The following is an 18,059-nucleotide window of genomic DNA, read 5'->3' on the forward strand; positions in this document are numbered from 1 at the left end:
TGTAAAAACTGGGATGCCAGAAAGACAAAGGGCACGACCTGTAAACAGGATCGTGCCCGATGTTACCGGCAAGCACCCGAGGGTGCCAGCCGACAAGTGCTGCTTAAGCTGCTACCACGACAACGCGTACGGTGGCTTCAACTTCGGCGTGCAGGTGCACGGCTACGTCGAATTCGCCTACGTTGCGGATGGTGCCGTTCGGCAGACGAACTTCGCTCTTCTGCACTTCAACGCCGGAGGCGGTCAGTGCGTCAGCGATGTCGTGAGTACCGATCGAACCGAACAGCTTGCCTTCGTCGCCAGCGGTGGCAGTGATGGTCACTTCCAGCTCGGCCAGTTGGGCAGCGCGGCTTTCAGCCGATGCTTTGCGATCTGCTGCAGCTTTTTCCAGCTCAGCGCGACGCTCTTCGAACGCAGCCAGGTTGGCTGGGGTCGCAGCGGTAGCTTTGCCGTAAGGCAGCAGGTAGTTACGACCGTAACCAGCCTTAACGTTCACTTTGTCACCCAGGTTGCCCAGGTTGGTGACTTTTTCCAGAAGGATCAGTTGCATGTGAAAATCCTCTTAACTTTTAACCTTCACCGTTCGCGTTATCGGCATCTTTCGGTGCCGAACGACCGCGAAAATCAATCAGGCTGTCGACGATGGCCAGGACCACCAGCAACGGATAGATCAGTTGCATGAACAGCAACAGCGTCACGTACAACCCCACCAGCCAGAACCTGGCCAGTCGCTTCTGCGCCACCAGCCCGTGAATCAGGGCCAGCCCGGCGAACACCAGCGGTACGCTGCACAACGGCGTCAACATGGCCATCTGTGAACCGAGATTCGGCCCCAGAAGCATGCACGCCAGCAGCAACATCGCCAGCAACAGCGGGAAGCGGATGGCGCGAAACTCGCGACCAAAACCGCCCGGGTTGTACAACAACGCCTGCCAGTAGCGCCCGACAAGCAGGCTCAGCAAGCTGACGATTTGCAACAATGCCGCAATCAGGCCGGTCAGGACCGGTGCAATCAGGGACGCGAAACGCGCTTGTTCGTCTACCGACAACTTCTGGTAGACATCGCCGAGTAGCGACGGCATGACTTTGATCAAAGCCTGCGCCAGCATCTCGATCTGGGGAGCAAAAGCTGTCCCCAACACCACTGAAAACACCACTCCCATCGCTATGCTGACCAGCAGCACGCGGTTCCAGGACTCGCTTGCGCGCAAAACCAACGCAAGGCTCGCAGACCCCAGCAGCACCAGAAGTGCCCGTGGGTCGTCGGAGTACAGCCACCAGGCCAATGCCGGCAGCAGTCCCAGAGCAAGAACGCCCAGGGCGTCCCTCAATCCGCGCCGCAGGAGCACAAGGCATCCGGCGGCAGCACCCAACCAATACAACAACGGCAATGCCGCGCATCCAGCCACTACCAGAGTGGCCTGCATACGGCCGCGCATGATGAACTCAGCTATGGCCCGCATGCATTCAATCCTTTGCTACGTGTCGACTGCCCGGTCTCAGCGGCCGTGGCTGTCGGTGTAGGCCAGCAGGGCCAGGAAGCGGGCGCGCTTGATAGCGGTGGCCAGCTGACGCTGATAACGAGCTTTGGTACCGGTGATGCGGCTTGGAACAATTTTGCCGGTCTCGGATACGTAGGCTTTCAGAGTGTTGAGATCTTTGTAATCGATCTCTTTCACGTCTTCAGCGGTGAAGCGGCAGAATTTACGACGACGGAAGAAACGTGCCATTTGATAGGCTCCTTAAAAGGTCCGTGGATTACTCGTCAGCGTTATCGCTGTTGTCGCTGTCATCACTGTCAACGCTTTCAGCGCCTTCGTGCTCAGGACGGTCGCGACGCTCACGGCGCTCACTGCGGTTTTCTTCAGCCTTGAGCATCTCGGACTGGCCGGTAACGGCTTCGTCGCGACGGATGACCAGGTTACGGATCACTGCATCGTTGTAGCGGAAGTTGTCTTCCAGCTCGGCCAGGGCCTTGCCAGTGCACTCAACGTTCAGCATCACGTAGTGAGCCTTATGAACATTGTTGATTGCGTAGGCCAGTTGACGACGGCCCCAATCTTCCAGACGGTGGATTTTGCCGCCGTCTTCTTCGATCAGCTTGGTGTAACGCTCAACCATGCCGCCGACTTGCTCGCTTTGATCCGGGTGGACCAAAAAGATGATTTCGTAATGACGCATGAATGCTCCTTACGGGTTGTAGCCTGCCGCTCAAAAGCGGTCAGACAAGGAGTGAATGACACTTATGGACTTGCGGACGCTAGACACGTTGGTGCCTGCCATCACAGCAAGGGGCGCAATTGTAGAGAAGGGGCGAGAGAGGCGCAAGGTAATTGGTGATTATTTGAACAACCACCGACACCGAAAACCTGTAGGAGCTGCCGCAGGCTGCGATCTTTTGATCTTGAAAAAACAAAGTCAAAAGATCGCAGCCTTCGGCAGCTCCTACAGGAGGCCTGCGTAAATCAGGATTTCTTGGCGGCGGCCTTGGCTTTGACGCTGCGCTGGCGCTGCGCTTCGAACAGGCAAACGCCCGTCGCCACGGAAACGTTGAGACTGCTGACGCTACCGGCCATCGGCAGGTTCACCAGATAATCGCAATGCTCACGGGTCAGGCGACGCATGCCCTTGCCTTCGGCGCCCATGATGAGGATGGTCGGACCGGTGAGATCCTGGTCATACAGACTGACCTCAGCCTCGCCGGCCGTACCGACAACCCACAAGCCGCGCTGCTGGAGTTTTTCCAGGGTGCGCGCCAGGTTGGTCACGGCAACCAGCGGAATCACTTCCGCCGCGCCACAGGCGATTTTTCGTACAACCGGCGTCAGGGTCGCCGACTTGTCCTTCGGCACGATCACTGCCAGCGCGCCCGCCGCATCGGCGGAGCGCAGGCAGGCGCCGAGGTTGTGCGGATCGGTCACGCCGTCGAGCACCAGCAACAACGGCGCGCCGTCGGTGCGATCGAGCAGTTCGTCTAGCATTGCCTCGCCCCAGACCTGGCTCGGACTCACCTCCGCGACCACGCCCTGGTGCACGCCCTCAACCCAGGCGTCCATTTCGCGGCGCTCGGCCTGGCCGACCTGGACCCGGTTTTCGTTGGCCAGCTCAATCAGCGTCTGGACCCGAGGATCATTGCGGCCTTCGGCCAGCCAGATCTGCTTGACGCGTTTCGGGTGGTGACGCAACAACGCTTCTACAGCATGGACGCCGTAGATCTTTTCCAACTGACTCATGGCTTGGCCTTAGGTTTACGCGCCCCGCCACTCTTGGCTGGAGCCGAGCCCGCTTTTGGCGGGCCTTTACGATGTTTGCTCGGTTTGGCTGGCTTGCCGCCGACGGCCTTGTCAGGCGCCGACCGGCTGGTCTTTCCCCCAGACGCCGCTTTACCGCCGCTTTTCGCACCGGCCAGCAACGCCTGTTTCATTTCACGACTTTTGCGCACTTCGGCGTTTTTCGCCGCGGCATCGCTCGGGCGATAGGCTTCCACAGCCTTTTCCTTGGCAGGACGGCGACCGGTTTTCGCCGGGGCCGGTTCTGCGACTGTTTTTGTAGAGAGGGCTGCAGGTGCTGCCGCTTCCGTGCCACGCTTTTTGCGGCCGATCGGTGCACTGATGGTTTTTTCGGCCATCTCGAAGTCGATCTTGCGTTCGTCGAGGTCGACGCGCATGACCCGCACTTCCACGGTGTCACCCAGGCGGAAGCTGCGACCGGTGCGCTCACCGGCCAGGCGATGGTGCACAGGGTCGAAGTGGTAGTAATCGCCCGGCAGCGCGGTGACGTGCACCAGGCCTTCGACGTAGATGTCGGTCAGCTCGACGAACAGACCAAAACCGGTCACGGCGGTGATCACACCCGGGAACGATTCGCCCACGCGATCTTTCATGAACTCGCACTTGAGCCAGTTCACCACGTCGCGAGTCGCTTCGTCGGCACGGCGCTCGCTCATCGAGCATTGCTCGCCGAGTTGCTCCAGGGCCGCTTCGTCGTACGGATAGATGCGCGCCTTCGGAATGGTCATCGCACCGGCACGGCGAACGTGCGGGGTGTTCTGCTTGGAATGGATCACGCTGCGGATTGCGCGATGCGTGAGCAAATCCGGGTAGCGGCGGATCGGCGAGGTGAAGTGGGTATAGGCTTCGTAATTCAGGCCGAAGTGGCCCTGGTTATCGGCGCTGTACACCGCCTGGCTCAACGAACGCAGCATGACAGTCTGGATCAGGTGGAAATCCGGACGATCCTTGATACCGGCCAGCAATGCCTGGTAATCCTTCGGCGACGGACCGTCCTTGCCTTTGTGCAGGGACAGGCCGAGCTCGCCGAGGAAGGCGCGCAGCTTTTCCAGACGCTCCGGTGGCGGACCATCGTGAACACGGTACAACGCAGGAATTTCGTGCTTTTTCAGGAATTCGGCAGTGGCCACGTTGGCCGCCAGCATGCACTCCTCGATCAGCTTGTGTGCGTCGTTGCGTACGGTCGGACGGATTTCGGCGATCTTGCGCTCGGAACCGAAGATGATCCGGGTTTCCTGGGTCTCGAAATCGATCGCGCCACGAACGTGACGGGCCGCCAGCAATACCTTGTACAGCGAGTACAGCTGCTTGAGGTGCGGCACGACATCGGTGTACTCGCCACGAAGCTTGCGGGCTTCGGTGGCTTTCGGCGTTTCGAGCATGGCGCTGACCTTGTTGTAGGTCAGGCGCGCATGGGAGTGGATCACCGCTTCGTAGAAGCAGTAGTCGGTCATTTCGCCGGATTTGGAGATGGTCATCTCGCAAACCATGGCCAGGCGATCGACTTGCGGGTTCAGCGAGCACAGGCCGTTGGACAGCTGCTCAGGCAGCATCGGAATCACGCGCTCGGGGAAGTACACCGAGTTGCCGCGAACCTGCGCTTCGGCATCCAGTGCCGAACCAAGCTTCACGTAGCTGGATACGTCGGCAATCGCCACGTACAACTTCCAGCCACCCGAGAACAGGCGCAGCTTGCCCGGACGGGCTTCGCAGTAAACCGCATCGTCGAAGTCGCGAGCATCTTCGCCGTCGATGGTGACGAACGGCAGATGGCGCAGGTCGATGCGTTTTTCTTTGTCTTTCTCTTCGACTTCCGGCTTGAGCTTGCCGGCTTCCTTGAGCACGGCATCAGGCCAGACGTGAGGAATGTCGTAGGTGCGCAGGGCGACATCGATTTCCATGCCCGGCGCCATGTAGTTGCCCACGACTTCGACCACGTCGCCTTGCGGCTGGAAGCGTGGCGTCGGCCAGTGAGTGATCTTCACTTCGACGAACTGACCGATCTGCGCGTTGGCATTGCGGCCAGGCGTTACCAGCACTTCCTGCTGGATCTTCGGATTGTCGGCAACGACGAAACCGATGCCGCCCTCTTCGAAGTAGCGGCCAACGATGGTCTCGTGGGCACGAGACACCACTTCGACGATCATGCCTTCGCGGCGACCGCGACGGTCCAGGCCGGAAACACGCGCCAGGGCACGGTCACCGTCGAACACCAGACGCATCTGCGCCGGGCTCATGAACAGATCGTCACTGCCGTCGTCCGGCACCAGGAAGCCGAAGCCGTCGCGGTGACCGCTGATGCGGCCCAGGATCAGATCAAGCTTGTCCACCGGCGCATAAGTGCCACGACGGGTATAGATGAGTTGAGCATCGCGCTCCATGGCGCGCAGGCGGCGGCGCAGGGCTTCGATCTGGTCTTCTGTGGTCAGACCAAACTCTTCGACCAGTTGCTCGCGGTTAGCAGGCGAACCCCGATCAGCAAGATGCTGAAGGATCAGTTCGCGGCTAGGAATAGGGTTTTCATATTTTTCCGCTTCACGAGCGGCCTCGGGATCGAGGGACTGCCAATCGGCCATTAGAGAGTTTTCACCTTGTCTATATGCGGGTTAGTTTGGCATAGGCGTAATGAAACGGGAAATTTCAGGCTAAGACGAGCCATCTAAAGCCCTGTATCGACACCGCAAAGCTGTTTTGAAGACCGCTGGCGAAATTTTCCAGGTTTTTTTGATGCCGGGGGTTTACAGTTAAAAAGACGCTCCGTATAGTGCGCGCCATCGACGACGGAGACGTTGCCGATACTGCCCAGATGGTGAAATTGGTAGACACGCCAGCTTCAGGTGCTGGTGACCGCAAGGTCGTGGAAGTTCGAGTCTTCTTCTGGGCACCAATTTCGAGCTTGAGATTAGATCAATTTCAAGGCTCACACAAAAACCCGCGAAAGCGGGTTTTTGCATTCTGGAACACTGGTTTATTAATTTTTAAAATCAGGGGTTTACAGATCAAAACGCTCTCCGTATAGTGCGCCACATCAACAGCGGCAACGCTGAAGATGAATGCCCAGATGGTGAAATTGGTAGACACGCCAGCTTCAGGTGCTGGTGACCTTACGGTCGTGGAAGTTCGAGTCTTCTTCTGGGCACCAATTCAAGTTCAAGGTTACGGCCTTGAATTTCACAAAAACCCGCGAAAGCGGGTTTTTGCGTTTCTGCCATTCGAAAATATCCGCATGACCGGTGTAGGAGCTGCCGAAGGCTGCGATCTTTTGACTTTGATTTTTAAAGATCAAGATCAAAAGATCGCAGCCTTCGGCAGCTCCTACACAGGGTTGTGTATCGCTCCGGTAAACCTGAGGGCGCATTTGAGAAACAATATCGTTTATCATTGTTGCAAGTTTTTGCAATGCGACAGTGAGGAACCCTGCGAATGATGTTTCGAAATACCCTGCGCCGCGGCTTGACCATTACCCTGCTCGGCCTGGCACTCGCCACTCCCCTCACCCAAGCCGCCGACCCGGTTTCCCTGACACTCTACAACGGCCAACACAAAGAAGTCGGCGACGCGGTCGCCAAAGCCTTCGAAGCCAAGACCGGGATCCACGTCAATGTACGTAAAGGCAGCAGCAACCAGCTCGCCAGCCAGGTCGTCGAAGAAGGCGACCGCTCCCCTGCCGACGTGATCTACACCGAAGAATCGCCGCCACTGAACAAACTGGGCGAACAAGGCCTGCTGGCCAAGGCGGATGACGCCACGCTGGCCGTTCTGCCCAAGGAATACGTCGCCAGCAATGGCACCTGGATTGGCGTGACTGCCCGGGTGCGCGTCGTCGCCTACAACCCCAAGCTGATTGATGAAAAAGACCTGCCGACCTCGGTGATGGAATTCTCCAATCCCAAATGGCAAGGCAAGGTCGGCTTCGTGCCCACCAGCGGCGCCTTCCAGGAACAAGCCGTCGCCATCATCAAAGTGCACGGCATGGACGCTGCCGAAGAATGGCTGACCGGGCTGCGCGCATTCGGCAAGACCTACAGCAACAACATGGTCGCGCTCAAAGCCGTGGAAAATGGCGAAGTGGCCACCGTGCTGGTCAACAACTACTACTGGTTCGCCTTGCAGCGTGAAAAAGGCCAGCTCGATTCGAAACTGCACTACTTCACCGGCGGCGACGTCGGCGGGCTGATCACCGTGTCCAGCGCAGCCGTCCTGAAATCCAGCAAACACCCAACAGAAGCACAGCAATTGCTCGCCTACATGGCCAGCGAGGAAGGCCAGCGCGTGATCACCCAGACCACCGCCGAATACCCGCTGCACAAAGGCATGGAATCTGATCGCGGGCTCAAGCCATTCAGCGAGCTGCAAGCACCGAAAGTCACGCCAGCCGACCTGGGCAATGCCGAAGAAGCCCTGGACCTGGAACGTGAAGTTGGCCTGAACTGATGAGCGCATCGCTTTGTGCGCATGGCGGGTACATGCCGCGGCGCAAGCGGCCGTCGATATGGCTGGTCCTGCCGGTTTTGCTACTGGTGGTGCTCAGCCTGCTGCCGTTGGCCTATGTCGGGTTCAAGGCCTGGCAAGCAGGCTGGGCCGAGGCGCTGCATTTGCTGTGGCGCCCTTATGTGTTCGGACTGCTGCGCAACACCCTGGCGCTGATGGTCGGCGTGACGCTGGCCTGCGGCGTGATCGGCCTGTCGCTGGCATGGTTGCTGGAGCGCAGCAGTCTGCCGGGGCGACGCCTGTGGGGTGTGATCCTGTGCCTGCCCTTCGCCGTACCGGCGTTTGTCAGCAGTTTCACCTGGGTTTCATTGAGCGCTCATTTCGAAGGGCTCGGCGGCGCGATTCTGGTGATGACGCTTTCTAAATACCCGCTGATTTTCCTGCCGGTGGCGGCGACCCTGCGCAACCTCGACCCATCCCTGGAAGAGTCGGCGCGCACGCTGGGACAAAACCGCTGGGGCGTATTCTTCAAGGTCACCCTGCCCCTGCTCTGGCCGTCGCTGCTCGCCGGTTCCTTGCTGATTGCCCTGCATATGCTGGTGGAATTCGGCGCGCTGTCGATCATCGGCCTGCAAACCTTCACCACGGCGATCTACCAGCAGTTCGAGCTGGAATTCAGCAATGCCAATGCGGCGATGCTCTCCGCCGTACTACTGATGCTGTGCCTGGCGCTGTTGTGGCTGGAGTTGCGCGTGCGCGGCAAGGGGCGACACGTGCGCACTGGCCAGGGTGCGGCGCGACGCGCGGAACAGGTTCAACTGGGACCCTGGGCTGTGGCAGGACAGCTTTATTGCCTGCTGCTGGCAATCGTCGGCAGCGGGATTCCGCTGGGCATGCTGGCTTACTGGCTGGCCGTCGGATCATCGGCGGCCTTTCCAATGGCAGCCATCGGCGAAGCATTGCTGTCATCCCTCGCACTGTCGTTGGGTGGCGCTGCGGTGTGCCTGGTGCTGGCGGTGCCGGTCGGCCTGCTGGTCGTGCGCTACAAGGGCCAACTGGCGATCTGGGCCGAGCGCTTGCCGTATCTGCTGCACGCCCTGCCCGGACTGGTCATTGCCCTGACCCTGGTGTATTTCGCCCTGCACTACGTGCCGATGCTTTACCAGACTTCGGCATTGCTGCTGATCGCGTACGCCCTGCTGTTTCTGCCGCTGGCCCAGGCGCCGATTCGCACCGCCCTGAACAAGGCGGCACCGCAGCTTGAAGAAGCGGCACGCACACTGGGCGCCTCGTCTTTCAGTGCGTTCTGTCGAGTGACACTGCCGATCATTTTCCCGGCACTGGGCGCGGCTTTTGCCCTGGTGTTCCTGGATGCGATGAAAGAACTGACGGCGACCTTGCTGCTGAGTCCGACGGGGCTCAATACATTGGCAACGGAAGTCTGGGCACACACCGCGAATGTGGAGTTTGCGGCGGCTGCGCCTTATGCGGCGTTGTTGATCGTGGTGTCGGGGTTACCGGTTTATCTACTGACGACGCGGATGTATTTGAGCCGCTGACAAAGCAAAAGATCGCAGCCTGCGGCAGCTCCTACAAGGAAACGCATATTTCCATGCAGGAGCTGCCGCAGGCTGCGATCTTTTGATCTTTTAAGCCCTGAACTGCCCCAGGCTCGCCTTCAACTGCGCCGCCAACCCATCCAGCACCTTGCCGCTGGCCGTGGTCTCCACCACCGCCTGAGCCGCTTTCTCGGCCTGGGCATGAATGGTCTCGACCCGACCACGCACTGCCTGCGCCCCCTGCGCCTGATGCGCCGCAGCCTGGGTCGCCAGACCGATCGCCGCATGCACCTGCTCAACCGACACCTGCACCGACTGCTGCAACCGTGCACTGTCACGCAGTACCACCAAACCTTCGTTGGCCTGGCGCCCGGCCTGACCGATTGCCGCGACCGCCTCGCGCGCGCCCTGCTGCAAGGCCACGATATGCGCCTGGATATCGCCAGTGGAGCTCTGCGTCTTGCTCGCCAGTGCCCGCACCTCATCTGCCACCACCGCAAACCCGCGCCCGGTCTCGCCGGCACGCGCCGCTTCAATCGCCGCGTTCAGCGCCAGCAGGTTGGTCTGCTCGGCGATGCCGTGGATCACCGTCAACACCACTTCAATCTGCTGGCTTTGCTGCGCCAGGCGCTCGATCACCTGGGCGCCGGTATTGACCTGCCCCGCCAACTCCTCGATCAGGCTGCCGACTTTCGCCGAGGTCCGGGTGTTTTCATCGGTGGCCTGACGAATCTCCACCACCTGCTTCAGCGCCGCCTGCATGGCGTGGCTTTCCGACTGCGCCTCATCCGCCATTTGCGACAGGGCACGCAAGCTCTCCGCCACTTCGTCACGCTGCATGCCAGCCGCTGCGTCCGCACCCGCGTTGCGCAGGGTCATGGCACCAATCTCGACGCCGGTACGCTGAGCCACATCGCCCGCCTCGCGCACGATCGGCTGCAACTTATCCACAAAGCGATTGACCGCCGAGGCCATGTCACCGATTTCGTCCTTGCTGTTGATCTGTACACGCTTGGTCAGATCGCCCTCGCCCGCAGCCAGGTCATCCATGGCAACGATCAGCATTTTCAGGCGATTGACCACTCGACGACCGAGCACCACCGCCAGCAACAGCAGGACACCAAAACCCACGACTGCCAGACACACGCCGATGCGCCAGCGCAGTGTTGCAGCGGCTTCCTGTACGGTGCTGGTGGTGTTGGCTTTCATTTCAGCCGCTGTGGACTGCGCCGACTGCAGACGCGCGCGCATCGCCGTTGCGCTGTCGGCGGCGGCGCCTTTGAGGCTGTCGCCGACCAGTTGATCACTGCTGGCGATCAAGGCCGAGAAGCGCTTGTCGAGGGCCGCGAGATCAGTCTCCACCGACGCCGTCGAGACCCCCATCAGGACCTTGCCGATTTCCACGCCATTGGGATTGATCGAGGCCTCGATGTAGAAGACCGAAGGATCGTTCTTCGCTGCATCCAGCACCTTGTCGAGCGCCCGCTCGCCCTGGCCTTTTTCCAGCAGCGCCTTGTTGATCGGGTTTTCCCGGTTGAGGTAGCGCGTCAGGTGCTGACCGGTAGCGTCGTCATACACCACGAACAGCACATTGGGATTACGCTGGGCCCGGCGGGCGAATTCGGACAGCGTCGGAATGTCGTTGTCCCACATGGCGCGGGGCGCGACCGAAGCCAGAAGCTGCGCCATATCGTTGGCGGAGTCCTTCAGGTCCTTTTCCAGGGTCGAACGCAATTGCGCCTGCTCTTCCTCAAGACGCGAGGACAAACCGGCCGTGAGGCGCTGACGTGTACTGGTAGAAAGGCTGTCCAGACTGGACGTGACTTCACGCCCGGCCTGCTCAAGCTCGGCGGAAAGTTTTTGACTGTCCGCGCCCAGGCGCGTGCCCAGATCGGCTTCGAGCGCGGTCACCGTGCTCCGGGTCAGAGCAACAGCCACCAGCACCTGCACCAAAAGGGCGATACCCAGGGTAACGAACACAGGCCGCAACAAACGGCTTTGTAACAGTGAGAGAACGGCCGACACTGTGAATCCCTCTACTTGGACGCCATTAATTTGATGGCATTCTTTTGAAGATATTTACAGCAAAGGTCATGCCGTCCTGCAGACAAATACGACAAAGGCCCCGATTAAGGAGCCTTTGTGTTTTACATCAACGACTTATCAAGCGAACGGATGACGCAGAACGATGGTTTCGTTGCGGTCCGGGCCCGTCGAAATAATGTCGATCGGCGCACCGATCAGCTCTTCAACGCGCTTGATGTAAGCACGGGCGTTAGCTGGCAGCTCTTCCAGGGTCTTGGCACCCACGGTCGACTCGGTCCAGCCCGGCACTTCTTCGTACACAGGCTGCAGGCCCACGTAGCTGTCGGCATCAGTCGGGGCAACGGCCTTGCCTTCTGCGTCTTTGTAGCCGACGCAGATGTTGATGGTTTCCAGACCGTCGAGCACGTCCAGCTTGGTCAGGCAGATGCCCGAAATGCTGTTCACATCGATAGCACGACGCAGGATAACAGCATCGAACCAGCCACAACGACGAGCACGGCCGGTGGTCGCGCCGAACTCGTGACCTTGTTTGGCCAGGTGCGCACCGACTTCGTCGAACAGCTCCGTCGGGAATGGACCCGAACCTACACGCGTGGTGTAAGCCTTGGTGATGCCCAGGATGTAGTCCAGGAACATCGGGCCGACACCCGAACCGGTAGCTACGCCGCCAGCGGTGGTGTTGGAGCTGGTCACGTACGGGTAGGTACCATGGTCGATGTCCAGCAGGGAGCCTTGGGCACCTTCGAACATGATGTCTTTGCCAGCGCGACGCAGGTCGTGCAGCTCGGCAGTCACGTCCAGCATCAGCGGCTTGAGCAGCTCAGCGTATTCCTTGCACTCGGCCAGGGTCTTGTCGAAGTCGATGGCTGGCTCTTTGTAGTAACCCACCAGCATGAAGTTGTGGTAATCCACCAGTTCACGCAGCTTGTCTTCAAAGCGCGGCATGTTGAGCAGGTCGCCCACACGCAGGCCACGACGTGCAACCTTGTCTTCGTAGGCCGGGCCGATGCCGCGACCGGTGGTACCGATCTTCAGCTCGCCACGAGCCTTTTCACGGGCCTGGTCCAGCGCAACGTGGAAGGACAGGATCAGCGGGCAGGACGGGCTGATACGCAGGCGCTCGCGCACCGGCACACCTTTTTCTTCCAGCTTGGTGATCTCGCGCAGCAGGGCATCAGGTGCAACCACCACGCCGTTGCCGATCAGGCACTGCACGCCTTCGCGCAGCACGCCCGACGGGATCAGGTGCAAGACGGTTTTTTCGCCATCGATCACCAGAGTGTGACCCGCGTTGTGGCCACCCTGGTAGCGCACTACGGCGGCAGCATGTTCGGTCAGCAGATCAACGATCTTGCCTTTGCCCTCATCACCCCATTGGGTGCCCAGGACTACGACATTCTTACCCATAACACTTGTCCTCATTCGCGCAAACTTGGTGCCGGCGGCAGCCGGCAGGAAAACTCAAGAAGCCAGTGGCGATACTTGCCAAAGCCCGTTCTGCTGAATCAATTGCCGGTCGCAGTCCGCTTCACGGGCGGCGGCCAAAGGTTGTCCAGGCAAGGCCTGAACGACACGCTGACCCTCACTGCGCAACTGGCAAACCTGCTGCCAGAGTGCCGCATCCGTACTGTCAGGCATCCAGATACCGCCAGACGGTAGCTCGATCTCAGCACGCCCCAGGGTCACCAGGGTTTTCAAATCGGTGGAAAAGCCGGTCGCCGGACGGGCACGACCGAAGTCGGCGCCGATGTCGTCGTAACGACCGCCCTGGGCAATGGACTGGCCAACACCCGGCACGAACACGGCGAACACCACACCGGTGTGGTAGTGGTAGCCGCGCAGCTCGCCCAGGTCGAAATACAGCGGCAGCTCAGGGAAACGTACGGACAACCGCTCGGCAATCGCCAGCAGGTCGTCCAGCGCCGCCAGAACCGGGGCAGGCGCCTTGGCCAGGCGCTCGCGGGCCGCAGCCAGCACTTCACGGCCGCCACACAGGTCGACCAACGCCCGCAGCATGCCCGACAGATCGGCAGGCAAGCCTTCGGTCAAGGTAATGACCTCGTCGATGGCCTTGCGTTGCAAGGCATCGAACAACTGTTGCTCGACTTCACCGGACAAACCGGCCGCACGGGCCAGGCCGCGATAGATGCCGACATGACCGAGGTCCATGTGCACATCCGGCACATCGGCCAGTTGCAGCATGGCCAGCATCAGGCTGATGACTTCGACGTCGCTGCTCGGGCTGCCGTCGCCGTACAACTCGGCACCCAGCTGAATCGGGCTGCGCGAGGACGACAAGGCACGCGGCTGAGCATGCAGCACGCTGCCGGCATAGCACAGGCGGCTTGGGCCTTCACGACGCAGGGTATGCGCATCGATGCGCGCCACTTGCGGCGTGATATCGGCACGGAAACCCATCTGGCGGCCCGATTGCGGGTCGATGACCTTGAAGGTGCGCAGATCCAGGTCCTGGCCCGCGCCGGTCAGCAGGGATTCCAGGTACTCGATATGGGGAGTCACGACAAACTCGTAACCCCAGCTCTGGAACAGATCCAACACCTGACGACGCGCGACTTCAATACGCGCAGCTTCCGGTGGCAGTACTTCTTCGATGCCATCTGGCAGAAGCCAGCGGTCTACCGTTGCCATTACGCCTTCCCCTATCTCCGGGCGACCAGCCTGTCGGCGAGCCTTGAGTGAAGCAGAAAATGATCGGCTTGCGCACAAACCACGCGCATGAGCGACGGAGCGAAAAGCCCTTCTACCGGCTTCGCCAACCACTTTCCTCGAAAAACTGTCGAGCCAATCGGCCCGGCATCTGCTTTAAAACAGCAATCAAACATGCAGACGCAAAAAAGCCGGGAATTTCCCGGCTGCCGCATCATACACACGTTTTCCCAAAGGATCACCCCGCCAGAGGTTTTAGCCGCCCGGCGGGGGATAAATCAGGTCAACGCCGTATCAAGGCTTGGCTTTTTCCAGGTAGTGGAAGAAGTCGCTGCTTGGGTCGAGGACCATGACGTCGGATTTGTTCGCGAAGCTTTCACGGTAGGCACGCAGGCTACGGTAGAACGCGTAGAACTCCTGATCCTGACCGTAGGCCTTGGAGTAGATCGCAGCGGCCTGGGCATCGCCGTCACCGCGAACCTCTTCGGATTCACGATAGGCTTCAGCCAGCAGCACGCGGCGTTGACGATCGGCGTCGGCACGGATGCCTTCGGCCAGCTCGTTACCCTTGGCGCGGTGCTCGCGAGCTTCACGCTCACGCTCGGTGCTCATACGTTCGAACACGCTGCGGTTCACTTCTTTCGGCAGGTCGATGGTCTTGACCCGCACATCGACCACTTCGATGCCCAGTTCTTTTTCAGCCATCTTGTTCAGCGAAGCAGTAATGTCCGCCATCAACGCATCGCGCTCACCGGAGACCACTTCGTGCAAGGTGCGCTTACCGAACTGGTCACGCAGGCCCGATTCCAGACGACGGGACAGACGCTCGTCGGCGATCTGCTTGAGGCCGGAAGTCGCGGTGTAGTAACGCTCTGCGTCCTTCACACGCCACTTGGCGTAGGCATCGACCATCACGGCTTTCTTTTCCAGCGTCAGGAAGCGCTGTGTCGGTGCATCCAGCGTCATCAGGCGTGCGTCGAATTTACGCACCTGGTTAACGTAGGGCACTTTCACATGCAGGCCTGGCTGAACATCGGTCTGGACCACGCGACCGAACTGCAGCAACACCGCACGCTCGGTCTGAGCCACGATGTAGAAGCAGTTCCAGGCAGCGATCGCCACGACGACGCCGACAATAAGGGCGATCAGCGATTTATTGCTCATCAGCGACTCTCCCTGGTACGTGCTTGCTGTTGCTGCAGATCAGCTGCCGCACGCGCATTCGCTTCATTGCTGGTGGCTGCCGCACTGGTCACCGGAGTGCTGGTGTTGCGACCACTTTCGACCATCTTGTCCAGCGGCAGGTACAACAGGTTGCTCTGTCCGTTCTTGTTGCCGGTCACAAGCACCTTGCTGGTGTTGCTGAAGACTTCCTGCATGGTGTCCAGGTACAGACGCTGGCGGGTGACTTCAGGCGCCTTGCGGTACTCGGCGACCAGCTTGGTGAAGCGATCGGCCTCACCTTTGGCGCGCGAGACGGTCTCGTCACGGTAACCATTGGCATCCTCAAGGATGCGCTGGGCCTGACCACGGGCTTCCGGCACAACGCCGTTGGCATAGGTTTCGGCCTGGTTGCGCGAACGCTGTTCGTCTTCCCGGGCACGGATCACGTCATCGAAGGCTTCCTGGACTTCGCGCGGTGCCGCTGCGCTCTGAACGTTGACCTGGGTAACGGTGATGCCGGTGCGATAGGTGTCCATGAAGCGTTGCAGACGCTCCTTGATCTCGCTGGCCATCAACTCACGACCTTCGGTCAGTACCTGGTCCATTGCGGTGGAACCCACCACATGGCGCAAGGCGCTGTCGGTCGCGTGCTGCAGGCTGATTTCCGGCTGATCGACGCTCAGCACGAAGTCCTGCAGGTTGCTGATCTTGTACTGCACGGTCAGCGGCACTTCGACGATGTTCTCGTCTTCGGTCAGCATCTGGCCCTGCTTGGTGTAGGCACGCTCACGCGTGACGTTTTCCATGTACTTCTTGTCGATCGGCGGGAAATAGATATTCAGGCCAGGACCCACGGTTTCGTAGTACTTGCCGAAGCGCAGCACCACGGCTTGCTCCTGCTCGTCGACGACATAAACCGCGCTGTACAGCCAAACGGCGGCCAACACGACCAGGCCGATGCCGAGCAGGCCGCCAAAGCCGCCACTCTTGCCCGGACCACCGCCGTCGTCGCCACCACGTTTCTTACCACCACCGAACAAACCGTTCAGGCTTTCCTGCAGCTTTCGGAAGGCCTCGTCGAGATCCGGTGGCCCCTTGCGGTCGCCGTTGTTACGACGCTTGCCACCCCAAGGATCCTGATTATTCGAGTTGCCACCCGGCTCATTCCAAGCCATAGCGCTCTCCATCTGATAAAGCAAAGACGCACCCACGGCGCGCCGACCAATGCTACAGAATGCCTGTCACCACGGCACAACCGCTTTCTCAGGCTTTTATTGCAAAGTGTGTTGCTCGATAAACTCCGTCGGCACAACGCCTTCACGACTGACCAGTCGATTGAGCTCCGCGCGCGGCAATCGAATGGCCAGCAAGCTGACACCTTCTTCGTCGTATTCTTCTTTCTGTACCGCGCCCAGCTCAAAAAACTGTGCACGCAGACGCGCGAAGCGCTGAGGCAAGCGCAAGGTACCGACAAACAATTCACTGCCCAGCAACTCGGCAATGGCCTGCTCAAGCAATTCCAGACCTGTGCCATCACGTGCCGAGAGCCAGACCCGTTGGGGCCTGCCGGTTTCGTCGCGCTGGATTTGTGGCTCAACGCCTTCAAGCAAATCGAGTTTGTTATAGACCTCGAGGATCGGCAAGTCCTGGGCACCAATCTCGCCCAGCACCACCATCACCTGCTCGATCTGCAACATGCGATCCGGTTCGGCCGCATCGATCACGTGCAACAGCAGGTCGGAGTTGCTCGACTCTTCGAGCGTAGACCGAAATGCCTCGACCAGCTTGTGGGGCAAGTGGCGAATGAAACCCACAGTGTCAGCCAGGACAATCGGCCCCAGGTCGTCCAGTTCCAGACGGCGCAAGGTCGGGTCCAGCGTGGCAAACAACTGGTCAGCCGCGTATACGTCGGATTTCGTCACGTTATTGAAGAGCGTGGATTTACCGGCGTTGGTATAGCCCACCAGGGACACGGTAGGAATATCCGCACGCGAACGGCCGCGTCGCGACTGTTCGCGCTGACTGCGCACTTTTTCCAGGCGGCCCTTGATCTGCCGCAGGCGAACCCGGAGCAAACGACGGTCGGTTTCCAGCTGGGTTTCACCCGGGCCACGCATGCCGATACCGCCACCCTGGCGCTCAAGGTGGGTCCAGCCACGAACCAGCCGGGTGCTCATGTGGTCAAGCTGGGCCAGTTCTACCTGGAGCTTGCCTTCATGGGTGCGGGCGCGTTGCGCGAAAATATCGAGAATCAGACCGGTGCGGTCGATCACGCGACACTCGAAGACACGTTCGAGGTTACGTTCCTGACTGGGTGTGAGGACGTGATTGAAGATGACCAGGTCTGCTTCTTCGGCATGGACCAGATCGCGTAGCTCCTCGACCTTGCCGCTGCCAATCAGAAATTTGGCGGTTGGCCGATGACGCGGCACGTTAAAAAACGCAACGGTCTCGGCGCCGGCCGAATTAGCCAATTCCTGAAACTCCTGCGGATCTTCGCGCGCCTCAGGGTCCTGTCCATCCAAGTGAACGAGGATCACTCGCTCACCACCACCGTGGCGCTCAAAGAACAAAGGAGACTCCTATCAGGCGTTACCTGGCTCAGCATCACCTGCATCGGATTCGGTTGCGCTAGGCAGACGAATTGGACGAACCGGTACCACTGTAGAGATAGCGTGTTTGTAGACCATCTGGCTTACGGTGTTTTTCAGCAGGATGACGAACTGGTCGAACGACTCGATCGTTCCTTGCAGTTTGATACCGTTGACCAGGTAGATGGACACCCCAACTTTCTCTTTACGTAAAGTATTCAAGTAAGGGTCTTGTAGCGAATGCCCTTTTGACATGTGCCGCACTCCTTTAAGGATTCAATATAAAAAATAGGTAAACAGATGGCTTTAGC

16 protein-coding genes and 2 tRNA genes are annotated in these 18,059 nt (G+C 59.7%); 5 read left to right on the top strand and 13 right to left on the bottom strand.

The window, feature by feature from the left end; all coding sequences use genetic code 11:
- Nucleotides 1–103: 103 nt before the first annotated feature.
- The 6 genes from rplI to rnr form a co-directional block, all read right to left on the bottom strand.
- Entirely contained in the window at nt 104–550 is a 447-nt protein-coding gene (gene rplI, locus AC3WJW_RS04290; protein WP_007973276.1) for a 50S ribosomal protein L9, read from the bottom strand.
- A gap of 19 nt (nt 551–569) precedes the next feature.
- Nucleotides 570–1,463 (bottom strand): hypothetical protein, encoded by an 894-nt coding sequence (locus AC3WJW_RS04295; RefSeq protein ID WP_493725238.1) that lies wholly within the window; start codon nt 1,461–1,463, stop codon nt 570–572.
- A 36-nt stretch (nt 1,464–1,499) separates the two neighbouring features.
- Nucleotides 1,500–1,730, bottom strand: a complete 231-nt coding sequence (rpsR, locus tag AC3WJW_RS04300; RefSeq protein WP_002551829.1) for a 30S ribosomal protein S18 — start codon at nt 1,728–1,730, stop codon at nt 1,500–1,502.
- A 28-nt stretch (nt 1,731–1,758) separates the two neighbouring features.
- Nucleotides 1,759–2,181, bottom strand: coding sequence for a 30S ribosomal protein S6 (gene rpsF, locus AC3WJW_RS04305; RefSeq protein WP_007982042.1), 423 nt, complete (start codon nt 2,179–2,181; stop codon nt 1,759–1,761).
- Nucleotides 2,182–2,465: 284 nt separating this feature from the next.
- Nucleotides 2,466–3,233: a 23S rRNA (guanosine(2251)-2'-O)-methyltransferase RlmB gene (gene rlmB, locus AC3WJW_RS04310; RefSeq protein ID WP_429391046.1), complete on the bottom strand. Its 768-nt coding sequence runs from the start codon at nt 3,231–3,233 to the stop codon at nt 2,466–2,468.
- Nucleotides 3,230–5,866, bottom strand: a complete 2,637-nt coding sequence (gene rnr, locus AC3WJW_RS04315; protein ID WP_493725239.1) for a ribonuclease R — start codon at nt 5,864–5,866, stop codon at nt 3,230–3,232. The genes rlmB and rnr overlap by 4 nt, the downstream gene beginning before the upstream one ends.
- A 224-nt stretch (nt 5,867–6,090) precedes the next feature.
- Here rnr and AC3WJW_RS04320 point away from each other — a divergent pair.
- The 5 genes from AC3WJW_RS04320 (at nt 6,091) to AC3WJW_RS04340 (ending at nt 9,280) form a co-directional block, all read left to right on the top strand.
- Nucleotides 6,091–6,177 (top strand) — tRNA-Leu (locus AC3WJW_RS04320).
- Between the two features lie 168 nt (nt 6,178–6,345).
- Nucleotides 6,346–6,432, top strand: a tRNA-Leu gene (locus AC3WJW_RS04325).
- On the top strand, nt 6,403–6,717 hold the full coding sequence (locus AC3WJW_RS04330) for a hypothetical protein (RefSeq protein ID WP_493725240.1): 315 nt from the start codon (nt 6,403–6,405) through the stop codon (nt 6,715–6,717). Before AC3WJW_RS04325 ends, AC3WJW_RS04330 begins: the two co-directional genes overlap by 30 nt.
- Complete coding sequence (locus AC3WJW_RS04335) at nt 6,714–7,724, top strand: extracellular solute-binding protein (RefSeq protein WP_429391044.1); 1,011 nt, start codon at nt 6,714–6,716, stop codon at nt 7,722–7,724. Before AC3WJW_RS04330 ends, AC3WJW_RS04335 begins: the two co-directional genes overlap by 4 nt.
- Nucleotides 7,724–9,280: an ABC transporter permease gene (locus AC3WJW_RS04340; RefSeq protein ID WP_493725241.1), complete on the top strand. Its 1,557-nt coding sequence runs from the start codon at nt 7,724–7,726 to the stop codon at nt 9,278–9,280. The genes AC3WJW_RS04335 and AC3WJW_RS04340 overlap by 1 nt, the downstream gene beginning before the upstream one ends.
- 90 nt (nt 9,281–9,370) lie before the next feature.
- On the opposite strand, the gene AC3WJW_RS04345 is transcribed toward AC3WJW_RS04340, so the two are convergent.
- The 7 genes from AC3WJW_RS04345 to hfq all read right to left on the bottom strand — a co-directional run bounded on the left by AC3WJW_RS04345 (nt 9,371) and on the right by hfq (nt 18,003).
- Complete coding sequence (locus tag AC3WJW_RS04345; RefSeq protein ID WP_493725242.1) at nt 9,371–11,305, bottom strand: methyl-accepting chemotaxis protein; 1,935 nt, start codon at nt 11,303–11,305, stop codon at nt 9,371–9,373.
- Between the two features lie 138 nt (nt 11,306–11,443).
- Complete coding sequence (locus AC3WJW_RS04350; RefSeq protein WP_007973267.1) at nt 11,444–12,733, bottom strand: adenylosuccinate synthase; 1,290 nt, start codon at nt 12,731–12,733, stop codon at nt 11,444–11,446.
- 54 nt (nt 12,734–12,787) lie between these two features.
- Entirely contained in the window at nt 12,788–13,975 is a 1,188-nt protein-coding gene (locus AC3WJW_RS04355) for an ATP phosphoribosyltransferase regulatory subunit (RefSeq protein WP_007973265.1), read from the bottom strand.
- Nucleotides 13,976–14,287: 312 nt separating this feature from the next.
- Nucleotides 14,288–15,157 carry a protease modulator HflC gene (gene hflC / locus AC3WJW_RS04360; RefSeq protein WP_007973264.1) on the bottom strand — a complete coding sequence of 290 codons (870 nt, stop codon included), beginning with the start codon at nt 15,155–15,157 and terminating at the stop codon, nt 14,288–14,290.
- Complete coding sequence (gene hflK, locus AC3WJW_RS04365; RefSeq protein WP_102698659.1) at nt 15,157–16,332, bottom strand: FtsH protease activity modulator HflK; 1,176 nt, start codon at nt 16,330–16,332, stop codon at nt 15,157–15,159. Before hflK ends, hflC begins: the two co-directional genes overlap by 1 nt.
- Nucleotides 16,333–16,428: 96 nt before the next feature.
- Nucleotides 16,429–17,730, bottom strand: coding sequence for a ribosome rescue GTPase HflX (hflX, locus tag AC3WJW_RS04370; RefSeq protein ID WP_493725243.1), 1,302 nt, complete (start codon nt 17,728–17,730; stop codon nt 16,429–16,431).
- Between the two features lie 12 nt (nt 17,731–17,742).
- Nucleotides 17,743–18,003 (bottom strand): RNA chaperone Hfq, encoded by a 261-nt coding sequence (hfq, locus tag AC3WJW_RS04375; RefSeq protein WP_003221112.1) that lies wholly within the window; start codon nt 18,001–18,003, stop codon nt 17,743–17,745.
- Nucleotides 18,004–18,059 lie beyond the last annotated feature (56 nt).

Source organism: Pseudomonas sp. GW821-FHT07G06 (assembly GCF_058986625.1).